This window comes from Pseudomonas sp. GW823-FHT02E01 (assembly GCF_058797535.1).
Map to the genome: position 1 here is coordinate 1 of NZ_JBXAJS010000018.1, position 16,348 is coordinate 16,348.

Annotated in this window: 12 protein-coding genes; 5 read left to right on the forward strand and 7 right to left on the reverse strand. The window is 60.8% G+C overall.

Annotation, left to right across the window (positions count from 1 at the left end; translation table 11 throughout):
- A partial coding sequence (locus AC1RDQ_RS27790; RefSeq protein WP_492588684.1) for a VCBS domain-containing protein occupies positions 1-2,417 on the reverse strand: 2,417 nt, incomplete at its 3' end.
- 89 nt (positions 2,418-2,506) lie between these two features.
- Positions 2,507-2,794 (reverse strand): PilZ domain-containing protein, encoded by a 288-nt coding sequence (locus AC1RDQ_RS27795; protein ID WP_218498270.1) that lies wholly within the window; start codon positions 2,792-2,794, stop codon positions 2,507-2,509.
- Between the two features lie 203 nt (positions 2,795-2,997).
- Between AC1RDQ_RS27795 and AC1RDQ_RS27800 the strand changes: the two genes are divergently transcribed.
- From AC1RDQ_RS27800 to AC1RDQ_RS27810, 3 genes are all read left to right on the forward strand, one after another.
- Complete coding sequence (locus AC1RDQ_RS27800) at positions 2,998-3,663, forward strand: LuxR C-terminal-related transcriptional regulator (protein ID WP_489340468.1); 666 nt, start codon at positions 2,998-3,000, stop codon at positions 3,661-3,663.
- Positions 3,664-3,833: 170 nt separating this feature from the next.
- Complete coding sequence (locus AC1RDQ_RS27805) at positions 3,834-5,642, forward strand: monovalent cation:proton antiporter-2 (CPA2) family protein (RefSeq protein WP_492588686.1); 1,809 nt, start codon at positions 3,834-3,836, stop codon at positions 5,640-5,642.
- Between the two features lie 175 nt (positions 5,643-5,817).
- Positions 5,818-6,915 carry a DNA alkylation repair protein gene (locus AC1RDQ_RS27810; RefSeq protein ID WP_492588687.1) on the forward strand — a complete coding sequence of 366 codons (1,098 nt, stop codon included), beginning with the start codon at positions 5,818-5,820 and terminating at the stop codon, positions 6,913-6,915.
- A gap of 132 nt (positions 6,916-7,047) precedes the next feature.
- Here the strand turns inward: AC1RDQ_RS27810 and AC1RDQ_RS27815 are convergent, their stop codons facing one another.
- Positions 7,048-7,950 (reverse strand): LysR family transcriptional regulator, encoded by a 903-nt coding sequence (locus AC1RDQ_RS27815; RefSeq protein WP_102670101.1) that lies wholly within the window; start codon positions 7,948-7,950, stop codon positions 7,048-7,050.
- Positions 7,951-8,082: 132 nt separating this feature from the next.
- Between AC1RDQ_RS27815 and AC1RDQ_RS27820 the strand changes: the two genes are divergently transcribed.
- Positions 8,083-9,813 carry a GMC family oxidoreductase gene (locus AC1RDQ_RS27820; RefSeq protein ID WP_492588688.1) on the forward strand — a complete coding sequence of 577 codons (1,731 nt, stop codon included), beginning with the start codon at positions 8,083-8,085 and terminating at the stop codon, positions 9,811-9,813.
- Positions 9,814-9,824: 11 nt separating this feature from the next.
- Positions 9,825-11,447, forward strand: a complete 1,623-nt coding sequence (locus AC1RDQ_RS27825) for an MFS transporter (protein ID WP_057715232.1) — start codon at positions 9,825-9,827, stop codon at positions 11,445-11,447.
- 128 nt (positions 11,448-11,575) lie between these two features.
- On the opposite strand, the gene AC1RDQ_RS27830 is transcribed toward AC1RDQ_RS27825, so the two are convergent.
- The 4 genes from AC1RDQ_RS27830 to AC1RDQ_RS27845 form a co-directional block, all read right to left on the reverse strand.
- On the reverse strand, positions 11,576-14,056 hold the full coding sequence (locus AC1RDQ_RS27830; protein WP_492588689.1) for a TonB-dependent siderophore receptor: 2,481 nt from the start codon (positions 14,054-14,056) through the stop codon (positions 11,576-11,578).
- A gap of 105 nt (positions 14,057-14,161) precedes the next feature.
- Positions 14,162-15,112 (reverse strand): FecR domain-containing protein, encoded by a 951-nt coding sequence (locus tag AC1RDQ_RS27835; protein WP_492588690.1) that lies wholly within the window; start codon positions 15,110-15,112, stop codon positions 14,162-14,164.
- Positions 15,109-15,630 (reverse strand): sigma-70 family RNA polymerase sigma factor, encoded by a 522-nt coding sequence (locus tag AC1RDQ_RS27840; RefSeq protein WP_057715235.1) that lies wholly within the window; start codon positions 15,628-15,630, stop codon positions 15,109-15,111. Before AC1RDQ_RS27840 ends, AC1RDQ_RS27835 begins: the two co-directional genes overlap by 4 nt.
- Before the next feature lie 178 nt (positions 15,631-15,808).
- Positions 15,809-16,177, reverse strand: coding sequence for a DUF427 domain-containing protein (locus AC1RDQ_RS27845; protein ID WP_090454941.1), 369 nt, complete (start codon positions 16,175-16,177; stop codon positions 15,809-15,811).
- Between the last annotated feature and the right edge of the window lie 171 nt (positions 16,178-16,348).

Here is a 16,348-nt window from a genome sequence, read left to right on the forward strand (position 1 = left end):
GCAATCGAGCCATAGGTTCCAGTTGGCGAGCCATTGATGCTCCAGGTCGCCGTGGCATCGTGATCGATGTCGGCCGAGCTGAACTGGCCGCTGACGCTGAGCGTGGTGTCTTCCTGCACCGCGCCCGCATCATGGCCGGTCGCGAAGCTGAGCACTGGCGCGTCGTTGCTGCCGGTGACGGTGACGGTCACCAGCTGGGTGTCGACGCCGCCCAGGCCGTCGCTGACCTGCACGCTGAACACTTCGTTGTGACTCTCGCCCGCCTTCAGTGACTGCACCGCACTGGCGACACCATTGGTGCCATTGGCCAGGGTGTAGGTCCACTGGCCATTGTTGTCCACGGCGATCGAGCCGTAGGCGCCGGCTGGCGAGCCATCGATGCTCCAGGTCGCCGTGGCATCGTGGTCGATGTCGGTCGAACTGAACTGGCCGCTGACGCTGAGCGTGGTGTCTTCCTGCACCGCGCCGGCATCATGGCCGGTCGCGAAGCTGAGCACCGGTGCATCGTTGCTGCCGGTAATGGTGACGGTCACCAGCTGGGTGTCGACGCCACCGAGGCCATCGCTGACCTGCACGCTGAACACTTCGTTGTGACTCTCGCCCGCCTTCAGTGACTGCACCGCACTGGCGATACCATCGGTGCCATTGGCCAAGGTGTAGGTCCACTGGCCGCTGTTGTTCACGGCGATCGAGCCAAAGGTGCCGGTGTTTGACCCGGCAATACTCCAGGTGGCGGTGGCATCGTGATCGATGTCGGCCGAACTGAACTGGCCATTCACGCTGAGCGTGGTGTCTTCCTGCACCGCGCCGGCATCATGGCCGGTCGCGAAGCTGAGCACCGGTGCGTCGTTGGTGCCGGTCAGGGTGATCGTCACCGTCTGCGGTGCCGAAGCGGCGTTGTCCGTACCGCTGTCGTCGCTGGCCACCACGGTGTAGGAGAAGCTGATGGTTTCACCGGCGCTCAGGAAGTCCAGGTTCTGGCTGCTGCTGTAGTTCCAGCCGGCCTGATCCACCGAGAAACCGGCGACCAGCGCGGCGGCCTGCGCCGCGCCGAGGGTGCCGCCGCTCCAGACGAGGTCGTTGTTGGCGGTCTGGCTGACCGTCACGACGTCGTTGCTGTCCAGATCGGCGAAGCTCAGCGCTCCGCTGTCGCTCAGCGTGGCCGCGCCGTTGCCTTCGTTCATCGCCCCGGTCGTGTCGTCGATGGTCAGCGTCGGCTGGTCGTTGCTGCCGGTCAGGGTGATCGTCACATCCTTGGTCACCGTCGCCCCGAAGTCGTCGGTCAGCGTCACCGTGAACACTTCGGTCTTGGTCTGGCCCTCGGCCAGGTACTGCGCCGCGTTGTTGTTCAGCGTATAGGTCCAGCCCACGCTACCCGCCGCGTCGCCTGTGCTCTCGTCGCTCACATTGGCCACCAGCGTACCCAGCGCACCGGACGGCGCGCTCACGCTGGCCACATGGGCGTCATCGGCCAGGTCCACGTCGCCAAAGGCGAAGCTGCCGCTGGCCACCGTGGTGCCGTCTTCGGTCACCGCCCCGCTTTCGATTTCTGCCGCCGTCACCGTCGGCGCGTCGTTGGTGCCGGTGATAGTGATGGTCACATTCTGCGTTACCGACGAACCCTGACCATCGCTGATGGTGACCAGGTAAGTTTCGGTTACTGTCTGTCCCTGGGCCAGGTACTGCGCCGCCGCATTGTCCAGGTTGTACGTCCATTGCACCGAACCGTTGGCCGCGTTCGCAGCTTCGCTTACCGGCGAGAGCATGAACGTACCAAGATGAGTAGCGTTGCCCCCCGCCGGCGCGAACGTCGCCATGTGCGTGTCATTGAGGTCGACGTCGTTAAAGACAATCGTGCCGCTGGCCGTCAGCGAGTCGGTCGTGCTCGCAGTGGTGTCGGCGTCTTCGGTTACCGTGCCGGCCTGCTCGCCGAGGCTGATCGTCACACCATCATTCACGCCCGAAAACTGCACCGTCGCGGTGGCCCAACTGAGCGTTCCGTTGCCGAGGCGCATCGCATAGGTAAAGCTGTCCGTCAGGAGCTCGCCAACAGCAAGTGCCTGGAGTTGTGCCTTGAAAGCAGAGGAGAAAGTAGCGGCGTCGTAGCCGACCTTCCCGTCCGAGGTGATCCAGATCTTTGCACCATTCTTACTGGTGTCAGAACTCGTCGCCTCAGCCCTCGCCGTATCCTGGGTCAGGAGGTCGGCCGGAGCATAAGCCTTGGTGGCAGTAGAAAAACTGTCCGCGTTGTCGAGTGACCAGAGTGTCTTCGCGTTGCCGCCAAGGTCATTGGACATGACGTCCCAATACATGACCCCCAGCAGATTTTCAGTGGTGTTAAGGACATCATCCTTCGCCTGCGGCGTGTTGGAAAACGAGGTAACGGTTCCGCCGCTTGTAGTTGTAGTGCTAGCCATGTCTTTCTCCCAAGAATGTCACCCTGAGCAAAAAACCGCTGTGGGCCACCAACAGCCGCAAGCCGATTCTTCCTCAACCCACGAACACTTCACTCCACCGGTACCAGCCGGCTGGCCAGTAGCTTCACGCCCACCCCGGCCCTGCCGCCCAGCGGTTCAATGCGCACGATTTGTCCTTGCGCCTTGAACTTCATGGGGCCGCCGGGCGTGTCGAGTTCGATCTCGAAGTCAATCAAGCTACCCACCTGCTGCTCGCTATCGGTTTCGAAATACAAACCGGAGGCGCTGATGTCACGGATGACACCCTGGCCCCCGCCGATCAGTTGCAGCGACAGGGTGACTTGTTCACGGGGCTCAATTCGGTGTGCGTCTTTCATGACTGCAGTCTAAAAACGGCTGCTGTTTATTACATGAGTGCGCTATCCCTTTTTTCTGGGAGTCAATCACCCATAAAAACAGTGTTTTATGGGACAAATGTCATGGGAGGGGGGCACTGAAGCGCTATAGAAAAAAGCTACAGGCTGCAACGATTGCTATCATGATCAGCTAACACAACCCGCCTAAAGAGGCAGCGACCCGAATGCCAATTCAAGTCCTGTTAGTCGCTCTACCGCTCGTGGCCTGGGGCCTTGAGCGTCTGGTGGAAAGCGCTCAACCAAGGTTGGCGCTGGCGGGTTCGGTGGCGTCGGTGGCGCAATACCTGCTTTCGCTGCACCAATACGCGCCGGATGTGGTGGTGCTGGACCTGGACAGCGAGGGCTGTATCGAGTCACTGGCCGAATTGCACAGACAGACCAAAGCCAGGATTCTGGTCGTGACAGGGTCGAGCGACGTGACGCTGCATGACAGTGCGGTGCTGGCGGGCGCACGTGGCGTGGTGGATAAGCGGGAGTCGGCATCCGCATCGACATTGCTCAAAGCCATAGAAAAAGTGCATGACGGCGAGCTCTGGATTGACCGCAATGCGACCAGCCGTATCTTCCTTGAACTGGCGCGCAAGAAAGTCGAGCGCGATATAGACCCCGAGCAACAAAAAATCGCCAAGCTAACGCGCCGCGAGCAGCAAACCATTGCATCGCTGGCCCGCGACCCCTCTGCCCCTGGCAAGTTGGTGGCCGAGAAACTGCACATCAGCGAACACACGCTGCGCAACCATTTGACATCGATCTACAGCAAGCTGGGCCTGACGAATCGCGTAGATCTGTACGCCTACGCACACAAGCATGGGCTTTCCACAGGCGACTGAGCCGATTCCTTCCAGATTGATCGAAAACCCGATCTACCCCACCCATCTCCTGCGAGACCGGCAAGATTCGCCATCAATCTGCGTGACAGACCACTGCCGCAGTGGATCTTCACGGAACCCAGCCTTTATCCTTGACGCCCCCCGCTGTCCCGAGTCCTGGAGTTTCGCCCATGCCCCATGAAGGCAACCTGCTACAAGCCGCTGTCGTATTTCTGATGGCGGCCGTACTCATCGTTCCATTAGCCAAGCGCCTGCAACTGGGGGCGGTTCTGGGTTATCTGTTTGCCGGGGTGATCATCGGCCCGTCGGTGCTGGGCCTGATCGACAACCCGCAAAGCGTCGCGAACATTTCCGAACTCGGCGTGGTGTTGCTGCTGTTCATCATCGGCCTGGAACTGTCACCGCGACGCTTGTGGGTGATGCGCAAATCAGTGTTCGGCGTGGGCTTGGCCCAAGTGCTGCTGACGGGCTCGGTGATCGGCGTGGTGGCGCTGTGGCTGTTTGGCCAGCCATTGAACACCGCGATCGTCCTGGGCCTGGGTCTGGCGCTGTCGTCCACGGCGTTCGGCCTGCAAAGCCTGGCTGAACGCAAGGAACTGACCAGCCCCCACGGGCGGCTGGCGTTCGCGATCCTGTTGTTTCAGGACATCGCCGCGATCCCCTTGATCGCCATGGTGCCGTTGCTGGCCGGTGGCGATCACAGCACCACCGCCAGCGAAAACCTGAACCACGGCCTGCAAGTGCTGGCCAGCATCGCCGTCGTGGTGATCGGCGGGCGCTATCTGCTGCGACCGGTGTTTCGCGTGGTGACCAAAACCGCGTTGCCAGAGGTCTCCACCGCCACGGCGTTGCTGGTGGTGATTGGCACAGCATGGCTGATGGAGCTGGTCGGGATTTCCATGGCCCTGGGGGCCTTCCTCGCCGGTCTGTTGCTGGCGGACTCCGAGTATCGCCATGAACTGGAAGCCCAGATCGAACCGTTCAAGGGCCTGTTACTCGGGCTGTTTTTCATCAGTGTCGGCATGGGGGCGAACCTGAGTTTGCTGCTGAGCATGCCGATGGCTGTGCTGGGCCTGACCCTGTTGCTGATCGCGATCAAACTGCCGCTGCTGTTTATTGTCGGTCGATTGGCCGGAGGCTTGAAGAACGTCAGCGCGATCCGCCTGGGTATCGTGCTGGCGGCCGGTGGTGAATTTGCCTTTGTGGTGTTCAAGATCGGGCGAGATCATGGGCTGTTCGCGGCAGAACTGTATGACTTGCTGGTGCTGACCATCACCCTGTCCATGGCCGTGACACCCTTGTTGCTGCTGCTCTGCGCACGGTTGGTCAGCCCGAAAGTGCAACCGGTGGAAGTGCCGGAGAAGTTCCGCGAAATCGACGCCGACGCGCCACGGGTGGTGATCGCCGGCATGGGGCGCATGGGCCAGATCGTTGCGCGGATTCTGCGCGCGCAGAACATCAAGTTCGTGGCCCTCGACACCTCGGTGGAAACCATCGAACTGTCCCGCAGTTTTGGTGGCGTGCCGGTGTTTTACGGCGACCCGATGCGCCCGGAAATCCTCAACGCGGCCAAGGTCGGGGAAGCCGAGTACTTCGTGATCGCCACCGACGACCCGGACACCAACATCAAGACCGCCGAGCTGGTGCGCAAGCTCTATCCGCATATGAAAATCATCGCCCGCGCCCGTAACCGTCAGCATGTGCACCGGCTGATGGACGTCGGCGCACACGCCGTGCGCGAAACCTTTTACTCGAGCCTGGAAATGAGCCGGCAAACCCTGATCGGGCTGGGATTGACCCAGGCTCAGGCGGATGCGCGGATCAAGCGCTTCAAGCAGCACGACGAAGTGGTGCTCGAAGCCCAGCATGCGGTGTATGACGACGCGGTGAAAGTGATGCAGACGGCGCAGGAAGCGCGGGCGGAACTGGCCAGGTTATTCGAGTCGGATCACCTGCAAGAACAAGCGAGCAAGAATTGAGGTGGATTTGAGGGCCCCTTCGTCGGAACGCCGCCCGGAGCAAGCCCGCTCCCACATTGGATCTTGGGTATTCAAAAATATTGAGCCTGACAGAGCCCCCTTGTGGGAGCGGGCTTGCTCGCGAAGAACGATAACGCGGTGCATTGGATAAACAATCACTTCAAAGGAATCCACCATGACTGACCAACCTGCCCCCGCCCTCAAGGAAATCTTCAACAGCGAGCGCCTCAGTCACATCGCCTCCGAGATGACCGCGGTCTATCCGGCATTCGAAGCCAAGCGCTTTCTGAAGCTTGCCCAAATCGGCCTCGCAGACCTCAGCGTCATGCAACGCATGGCCCGGGTCAGCGAATGCCTGCACGCGGTGTTGCCGCTGGACTATGAAGCGTCGCTGCAGGTGCTGCGCGCCCTCGCCCCGCGCCTGAACAGCGGCTTCGTCAGCATGTGCCTGCCGCACTTTGTCGCCAGCTACGGCGCCCATGCGTTCGATCAGTCGATGGACGCGCTGAAGTACTTCACCGCTTTTGGCTCTTCGGAGTTCGCAATCCGTCACTTTCTGCGCAGTGACCTCGAGCGCTCGCTCAAGCTGATGCATGCCTGGTCGCTGGATGACAACGAACATGTGCGGCGCCTGGCCAGTGAAGGATGCCGGCCACGCCTGCCCTGGTCATTCCGGCTGGAGCCCATCCAGGCCGATCCGACACTGGCCGCGAACATCCTCGACAACCTCAAGGCCGACACGAGCCTGTACGTACGCAAGTCCGTGGCCAACCACCTCAACGACATCACCAAGGATCATCCCGACTGGGTGCTGGACCTGATCGAAGGCTGGTCGCTGGACAACCGGCACACCGCATGGATCGCCAAACACGCCCTGCGCAGCCTGATCAAACAGGGCAACCGGCGGGCACTGGCGATCATCGGCGCGGGCGGCAAGCCTGAAGTCGAGATCGTTGATGTAAAAGTCGAACCGCCGGTGATTGGCCTCGGAGAAAAAATCACCCTGTCGTTTGCCGTCAAATCCACCGTTCAAAGCAGCCAGCGCCTGGTGATCGACTACGCCATCGATTACGTCAAGGCCAACGGCAGCACCTCGGCGAAGGTGTTCAAGCTCAAGGCGCTGACGCTGCCGGGCAACGCCGTCGAAGCCGTCAGCCGTGGCCAGCAGATCAAGGAACTCACCACCCGCCGGCATTATGCGGGGCGCCATGCGGTGCACATCATGGTCAATGGTGAACGGCTGGCCAGCACGGCGTTCGAGATTCTTGCTTGAGCCCCAAGATGGATATTGGATGTGCTGCCGCCATCGCGAGCAAGCTCGCTCCCACATTGGTTTAGCTTCGTTCGCAAAATGTGTGACAACACAGCACCCTGTGGGAGCGAGCTTGCTCGCGATCGCGTCCGTTCAGGCACCGTAGGAGGTTGGCCCGAGCAACAACCCCTGCTCCCGCTCACACAACTCCACCACATAATCCCAAAGAACCCGCAGCCGCACCGATTTGTGCAGCTCCCGGCGGGTGCTGATCCAGTAGCTGCGCTGGATGCTTTCGTCCGGCAGCAGCGGCACCAGACCGGGATCAGCGCTGGCCATGTAGCACGGCAGCACGGCGATCCCCAGGCCTGAGCGCGCCGCCTGTTGCTGGGCGATCACGCTGGTGCTGTGAAACACCACCCGAGGGTTGCGGCAGAAGCTGTTGAGGAACATCAGTTCCTGGCTGAACAGCAAATCATCGACATAGCCAATCCACGCATGACGCCCCAGGTCCTCCCGACTGCGCAACGGCGGCGAACGATCGAGATAGTCCTGGCTGGCATACAACGCCAGGCGATAGTCGGTGAGTTTGCGGGTGACCAGCATGTCGGCGGCCGGGCGCTCAAGGTGGATGCTGATTTCCGCCTCGCGGTTGAGGATGCTGACAAAGCGCGGCACCGCCACCAGTTCCACCTCCAGCCCCGGATAGCGTTCGAACAAGCCGTTCATGCGACTGGCCAGGAACATGATGCCCAGCCCCTCCGTCACGCCGACGCGGATCTTGCCCAGCGGCGCGGTGGATTGGGTGATTTCCTCCTGGGCCAGCAGCGCCACGTTCTCCATCGCCTCGGCGTGTTTAAGCAACGCCTCGCCGGCCGGGGTCATCTCGTAACCTTGGGCATGCTGGACGAACAGCGCCGTACCGAGGCTTTTTTCGATGGCCTCGATGTGCCGCGCCACGGTGGCATGGGTGGTGTTCAAGCGACGGGCAGCCGTGAGCAAACGCCCGCTGCGCTGCAATTCGAGAAAAAACCGCAGGTCATTCCAGTCGAACATGAATCGTCCTTGTTCGTTGCCGTTCGGGATGCTGTTTAAAAACGCACAGCAGCTGCGCAAAAACTAACATTCTTTTGACGAAAGCTAACAACTAGGATGACAGACAACAAGAACAACAACACGAGGTCAGGGATGCAGGCTTCCCTAGATGAATTCGATTACATCGTGGTCGGGGCCGGGCCGGCCGGGTGTCTGCTGGCCAATCGACTGTCGGCCAATGCGCAACATCGCGTGTTGCTGCTCGAGGCCGGCGGCCGCGACAACTATGCGTGGATTCACATCCCCGTGGGTTACCTGTTCTGCATCGGCAACCCGCGCACCGACTGGTGCTTCAAGACCGAAGCGCAACCGGGCCTGCAAGGTCGCGCCCTGAGCTACCCGCGCGGCAAGGTGCTGGGGGGCTGCTCCTCGATCAACGGCATGATCTACATGCGCGGCCAGGCCGGCGATTACGACGGCTGGGCCGCCGACGGCAATCCTGGCTGGAGCTGGCGAGACGTATTGCCACTGTTCAAGCAGAGTGAAAATCACTTTGCCGGCGCCGCCGAGTTTCACGGCGCCACGGGCGAATGGCGGGTCGAACGCCAGCGCCTGTCATGGCCGATTCTCGATGCGTTCCGCAGTGCCGCCGAGCAAAGCGGCATCGCCAGCATCGATGACTTCAACCAGGGCGATAACGAAGGTTGCGGTTATTTCCAGGTCAATCAGAAGGCCGGCATCCGCTGGAACGCGTCCAAGGCCTTTCTCAAACCCATTGGCCAACGTCCCAATCTCACCGTGCTGACCGGTGTCGAAGTCGACCGCGTGTTGCTGGACAATGGCCGTGCCTCGGCGGTCAGCGCCCGCTGGCAAGGCCAGGCAAAAACCTTCAAGGCGCGCAAGGAGATCGTCCTGTGTGCCGGCTCGATCGGTTCGCCCAGCATCCTGCAACGCTCCGGCATCGGCCCGCGTCCACTGCTTGAGCGGCTGGGCATTGGCGTCGCCCATGAGTTACCCGGCGTCGGTGGCAACCTGCAAGATCACCTGCAACTACGGTTGATCTACAAGCTGGAAAATGCGCGCACCCTGAACCAGATCGCCGGCAGCCTGTGGGGCAAGATGGGCATGGGCCTGCGCTACCTGTATGACCGCAGCGGCCCGCTGTCCATGGCGCCGAGCCAGTTGGGCGCCTTTGCCCGCTCGGGGCCGGAGCAGACTTCAGCCAACCTCGAATACCACGTGCAGCCGCTGTCGCTGGAACGCTTTGGCGAACCGTTGCATGCCTTCCCGGCGTTCACCGCGTCGGTCTGCGATCTACGTCCGCAAAGCCGTGGCCGGGTGGAAATCCGCTCGGCCGATCCGCAAGAAGCTCCGCTGATCCAACCCAATTACCTGAGCCACCCGCAAGACCTGCGGGTCGCCGCCGATGCCATTCGCCTGACCCGGCGCATCGTCGCCGCCCCGGCCCTGCGTGCCTTCAATCCGGTGGAGTACCTGCCCGGCGACAGCCTGCAAAGCGAAGAGCAGTTGCACGAAGCCGCCGCGCGGATCGGCACCACGATTTTCCATCCGGTGGGCACCTGCCGCATGGGCAATGACGCCGACGCCGTGGTCGATGCGCAACTCAAGGTCCATGGCATTCCCGGCCTGCGCATTGCCGATGCCTCGATCATGCCGCGCATCACCTCGGGCAACACCTGCTCGCCGACGCTGATGATTGCCGAGAAGGCTGCACAATTGATCCTCAACCCTGTTGTAAACACATCACCTGTGGGAGCGGGCTTGCTCGCTCCCACAAGGATCGCATTAGATTCACGGACACTGAGCATTACCCCTGAAATGGAACACGCAACACCAGTGGAACAACAAAAACAATCACTGTGAGGGATACCGGTATGTCAGAGAACGTTCAAACCCTGGAAGCCGTGCGTAGCGCGGGCACCAGTCAGGAAACCCAGAAAGTCATCTTTGCCTCGTCCCTCGGGACGGTCTTCGAGTGGTATGACTTTTTCCTCTATGGCGCCCTCGCGGCGGTGATCAGCAAGCAGTTTTTCGCCGGGGTCAACGACACCACGGCGTTTATCTTTGCGCTGATGGCCTTCGCCGCCGGCTTTATCGTGCGGCCGTTCGGCGCGCTGGTGTTCGGTCGGTTGGGGGACATGATCGGGCGCAAGTACACCTTCCTCGCCACCATCGTCCTCATGGGCCTGGCGACGTTCTGCGTCGGGCTGCTGCCGACCTACGCCAGCATCGGCATCGCCGCGCCAATCATCCTGGTGGTGCTGCGCATGCTCCAGGGCCTGGCCCTGGGCGGTGAATACGGCGGCGCCGCGACCTACGTCGCCGAGCACGCGCCCATCGGCAAGCGCGGCTTCCACACCAGCTGGATTCAATCCACCGCGACCCTGGGCCTGCTGCTGTCGCTGCTGGTGGTGCTGGGCTGTCGTTACTTCACCGGCGATCAGTTCGAAGTCTGGGGCTGGCGCATTCCGTTCCTGTTTTCCATCGTGCTGCTGGGCATCTCGACCTGGATTCGCCTGAGCCTGCATGAATCGCCGGCCTTCGTGAAAATGAAAGAAGAAGGCAAGTTGTGCAAACAGCCGATTCGCGACTCCTTCGGCAAGTGGGAAAACCTCAAGGTGGTGTTGATCGCCCTGTTCAGCATCAATGCCGGGCAAGCGGTGACCTTCTACGCCGCGCAATTCTATGTGCTGTTCTTCCTCACCCAGTTCCTGAAAATGGACCCGGCCGTGGCCAACGGTTTGCTGATCGTCAGCGTGACCATCGGCGCCCCCTTCTTCATTTTCTTTGGTTGGCTGTCGGACAAGGTCGGGCGTAAACCGGTGCTGATGATCGGCCTGCTGCTGGCCACCGCCCTGTACTTCCCGATCTTCAAGACCCTGGCCCACTACGCCAACCCGGCCATCGACCAGGCCAGCCGCCAGGCACCTATCACCGTGATGGCCGACCCGGCCACCTGTACCTTCCAGTTCGACCCGGTGGGCAAGGCGAAATTCGACAGCCCGTGCGACAAGGTCAAGACCTTCCTGGTCAAGCAGGGCCTGCCGTACCAGAGTGCTGTCGCACCGGCCGGCAGTGACGTGCAGGTGAGCGTCGGTGACGTGAAGATCGACGGGTTCGACGAAGCCGCTCTGCGCGGTGCCGTGACCCTCGCCGGTTACCCGCAACAGGCGGACATGCAGCAGATCAACAAGCCGATGATCGTGGCGCTGATCGTCGCGCTGATCATCATCTCCGCGATGTGCTACGGCCCGCTGGCGGCGTTGATGGTCGAACTGTTCCCGACCCGCATCCGCTACACCTCGATGTCCCTGCCCTACCACATCGGCAACGGCTGGTTCGGCGGCTTCCTGCCGACCGTGTCGTTCGCGTTGGTGGTGTACACCGGGGATATCTTCTATGGGCTGTGGTATCCGGTGGTGATCACCGGGGTGAGCCTGGTGGTGGGGATGATTTGCCTGCGTGAGACGCGCAACGTCGATCTCGATAAAAACTGACCTGACCTGTCATTGTAGGAGCGAGCCTGCTCGCGATGGTCGTTAACGAAAACACGTGTTTACTGGTTAAACACGGCGCTTTCGAGTCCATCGCGAGCAAGCTCGCTCCTACAGGGGGTTGCGCAGCGTCAGAAGCTGGCCTTGACCGATACCATGAAGTTGCGTGGATCACCGTAGTAATTACCAAACGTCTCGGTACCAATGGTGGCGTAGTAACGCTTGTCGAACAGGTTGTTGCCGTTGAGCGCAACAGACCAGGTGTCGTCGATGCGATAGCCTATGCGACCGTTCCAGACGGCATAACCCGACTGGCTGATCTTTTTTGCACTGTTGGGTGAAACCCGAAAGTTATCGCTCTGCGCGTTGACGCCGGCACCAATGCTGAACCTTTCCAGAGACCCGCTCAGGGTGTAGTCGCCCCACATGCGCAATACATGCCGAGGCACATAGCTGTTGAACGCAGCGCCGTTCAGACTCGTGTCGATGTCATCCAGGGTCTTGGTCTGGGTGTAGGTGTAACCCGCCAGCAATTGCAATCGCTCAATGACTTCACCGCTGATTTCCGCCTCGAAGCCCTGGGCCCGGACCTTGCCGGCATTGACGTAGCAATAGCCGTCAGAGGATGGGCAAGACGAGTTGTAGTCGGTTTGCGCCTGGTCTTTCTGGATCGTGCGAAACAGATTGAAAGAGCTGTTCAAGCGACCGTCGAACCACGCCCCCTTGATCCCCAGTTCATAGCTCTGGCCCACCAGAGGCTTGAGGGTCGAGCCGTCTTCGGCCCGCAAGTTACCCTGGGGCGTGAAGATTTCCGCATAGCTGGTATAGGCCGTGAGGTTTTCATTGAGGTCAAGCAACAGCCCGGCAAAAGGTGTGACCTGCCCCGTTTCCTTGGTGCTGGCGTGTTCAGACGTACCCGAACTGATGAACACCGAATCGGTATCGGAGCTGTACCAGCTGACGCGGCTGCCAATGACGAAGGTCAACGGTTCCGCCAGTTTCAGGCGCAAGGTCGAGTAAGCCCCCTTCTGTTTGGTCACGCTATCGACCGGACCGCCACGGGACGAGTTGTCGATGAAGAAACTGTCGTCCGGCTCCGGAATATGTTTGTCGGGATTGAACACATTTTGCCGTTGCGGCAGAAACGCCACCGAGTAGAAGTCGTCCTTGTTCGAACGACTGGCATTGAAACCCACCACCAGTTCGTGTTGCAGGCCGAACCCATCGAACTTGCCATCCACGTAGGCATCGAGGCCGTAGTCGACTTGATCGTAGTCGTACATGCTGCCCAGCACACCGGTGGTATCCACGCCAGGCGTTACCGCCCCGGAGGCGAACGCGTATTTGATGTCCTGGGTGTTTTTTGTGTAAACGCTGGCGACTTTCAATGCCCAGTCTTCGTTGATCTGGTGTTTGAGATCGCTGAAGACCGTGGTGCGTTTACTGCGCCAGGTGTTCCACGACGGATCGAGGCAGGTTGAACGACTGAGCTTGAGGTCGCTGCCATCCTTGTAGCGCGGCAACCCGCCCCAGCACGGGTTGGCGTCGACATCTTCATAGGCCAGGCCCACCCCGAGCGTGGTGTCCGGGCTCAAGTCGACATCGAGCGCGCCGTAATACACCTGGTCCTTGCGACTGGCATCGTCAATAAAGTAATGCCGGCTCTGCTCAGCAATCACGGCGCGGCCGCGCAGGGTGCCCGAATCGTTCAGTGGGCCGCCGGTGTCGACCTGTGCGCGATAGTTGTCGTAACTGCCGCCCGACAAGGTGATCTCGGTGTGAGGCGTCGCTTGCCCGCGTTTGCGCACGAAGTTCACACCGCCCGCCGTGCCGCCCGCGCCTTTCATCATACCGGCGGCACCGCGCAGGATTTCTACCCGGTCGTAATACGCCATGTCCCCGCTGAAACTGTCGGCCTGAACGTAGAGGTTGCCCATGTCCAGTGGCACGCCGTCGTACTGGTACTGGCCGGACATGCGGAAACCGCGCGAGTAAAAGTATTTGCCGCCCATGGTCGAGTCGTAGACGGTGATGCCCGGGGTCTTCTCCATCACTTGATCGATGGTGTTGAGGTTCTGGTCATCGAGCATCTTGCGGGTCATCACCGTCACCGATTGCGGTGTTTCCCGCAGGGTATGTTCGCCTTTGCCGATAGTGATCGCTCCGGTGGTGTACGACCCGCTGTTCTCGGTCGTCGCGCCCAGCTCCTGCCCATTGATGTTGGTGGCGCCCAGTTCCAGCGCCGAACCGGACACAGGCGCCGCCCGCAGGATGTAAGTACCGTTGCCCTGGGGCTCGGCTTGCAGGCCGCTGCCACCGAGTATGCGTGCAAAGCCTTCACTGACACCGAAAGAGCCTTTCAGCCCGGGGGAACTGAAACCGTCGGTCTGCCGCGCATCGAACGAAATGGCCGCGCCTGCCGCGCTGGCAAAACGACTGAGGACTTCAGTCAGGCTGCCGCCGGCGATATCGAAGGATTGAACCGAACGCTGTTGTTGCGCCGGCACCGGCGCGGCGTACGTTGCAGCAGACCATGAACCGGTTGTCGTAGCCGCCAATAATCCAAACTTCACCGCGGTCGCCAGACGACCAGACTGGTACACCCGAAACATGCTTACCCTCCCCCAAACGATCAATAAAAACTCATTGGGGGATGAGCCGAACGATGCGCATGAATAGTGCAATGGTGCAGAAATTATTTTTATCGGCGTCGCGGATTAGCCCGTAGCACTACCGGAAACATTGACCCAATAGCGGCTGTAGCGGGTGACACGCAACGACAAACCACTCTCCAGCGCTGCCAGCGCCACGTCTGTGTCGTCAATCGGAAAAGAACCGGAAACCTTCAGGTCGGCGATGCTCGAATCGCAGCGCAGAACACCCCTGCGATAGCGCGAAAGATCGGCCAGCAACTCGGCCAAGGGGCGGTTGATCGCGATAATGCTGCCCTGGCGCCACGCCCCGACCGAGGCATCGCTCGATTGCATTGCACCCAACCCGGCAGGACCGAAGGCCATGCGTTGACCAGCCTCCAGCCGTGCCTTCGATGGTGACACGCTCACCTCTACGGCCTTTTCCAGCACCGCCACTTCGCTGCCGCGTCCCTGGGAGCGGACGATAAACCGCGTGCCCAACGCCCGGACCTCGCCATCTCGAGTGACAACCTTGAACGGCCGCTGCGCCGGGTCGACGGCGGTCGAAACGAGAATTTCCCCCGCCAGCAACTCCAGCACCCGCTGCCGGCCATCGAAACGCAGGTTGACCGACGTCTGGGTGTTGAGCAGCAGCGAGCTGCCATCGGCCAGGCGAAATTCCCGGCGCTCGCCGACAGCTGTGCGGTAGTCGGCGAACAGGTCCCGGGTTACCTCACTGCGCCAGCCCAACCACCCGAGGGAGCCCGCCGACGCCAGCACCAGCACACTGCGCAGCACCTGGCGACGGGACCGATCGGCTCCGCGCAAGGCCGGCGCAGCCAGTGCACCCGGAACCCGAGCCATCTGCTCACCGACGTCGGTCATGCGCTGCCAGGCCTGGTGATGCCCAGGATCAGCCGCCAGCCAGGCGCGCCAGGCCACCTGATCGGCATCCGTTGCAACACCGGAGTGAAGCCGCGCGTACCACTGCGCGGCGCTGCTGATCGCTTGCAGTTCGGCGGGCGACAGGCTCATGCGAGCTGCAACTGAATTTGCATCAGACAGCAATGCTCCATGGCCTTGGCCATGTGGTTGTTTACCGTACGCACGCTGACGCCCAGGCGCTCGGCGATCTGTGGGTAGGTCAGGCCATCGAACTGCGAGAGGATGAAGCTCTGCTTGATCTTCGGCCCCAGTCCTTGCAGCAACCGATCAATCTCCATCAGTGCTTGCAGCAAAATCGCCTGTTCCTCCAGCGATGGCTGTTGCCGTTCGGGAGTGGCGGCCAACGCTTCAAGATAGGATTGCTCCAGCGAGCGGCGGCGAAACAGATCAATCAACAGCCCCTTGGCGATCATCGACAGATAAGGCCGCGGCTCGCGGATCTCCAGTGCGCTGCGTGCCTTGATCACCCGGACAAAGGTGTCCTGCGCCAGGTCCGCGGCATCGAACGCGTTCCCCAGACGCTTGCGCAGCCAGCCATGGAGCCAACCATGATGGTCGCAATACAGGTCGTTGACGGCGCTGCGCAGGGATAAATCATTGGCGGACATGAGAGTGGAATAATTCGCGAGTGATAATGACTCGCATTGTCATATTTGTAACAGCTGATTGGCAATAGCCATGGGGGGGCAATCCAGAATGTCCAAGTGAGTAGAAGGACATTCCGGAATTTGCCGATCTGGGGGATAACCGTTGAATCGTGACTGTCTTATCGCTTGAAAACGACAATCAAACCTCGGCGTCAAGCAGCTCGAACTTCACTTGATCCGGGTAGAACGCCACGTACTCTCGAATCTGTTCGACAGATATCTTGGGGTTTTCGTAACTCCACACCGCGTTGGCGCTTTCATGCCCCGGCACCTGCAGGCTGAAATAGCTGGCATCGCCCTTGTAGGGGCAATAGCTGGTGTGGTCGGTGCGGGCGAAATACTTCTCGTCGATGTCCTCTCGCGGCACGTAGTACACCGGCGGGTAGTTGGCCTCCAGCAATACCAGGGCCCGCGCCGAGGCGGCCACTTGAATGCCGTGAAATTTTACCAACAGACAGCCAGGCTGCTCGGCGATGGTGATGACAGGGCTAGGACCGGAGCTTTTCATGGAAAACGTTCCTCATGACGGTAATGGACCTGCAAATCGATGTGGCAGCGTGGCTTGCCCGCGATGGGCTGCGCAGCAGCCCCAAAACCTGAAACCACGATTTATCAGGTATAACCCAAGTTTTACCCTCGCGACTGCTTCGCAGCCGAACGGGAGCGACACACAAACCTG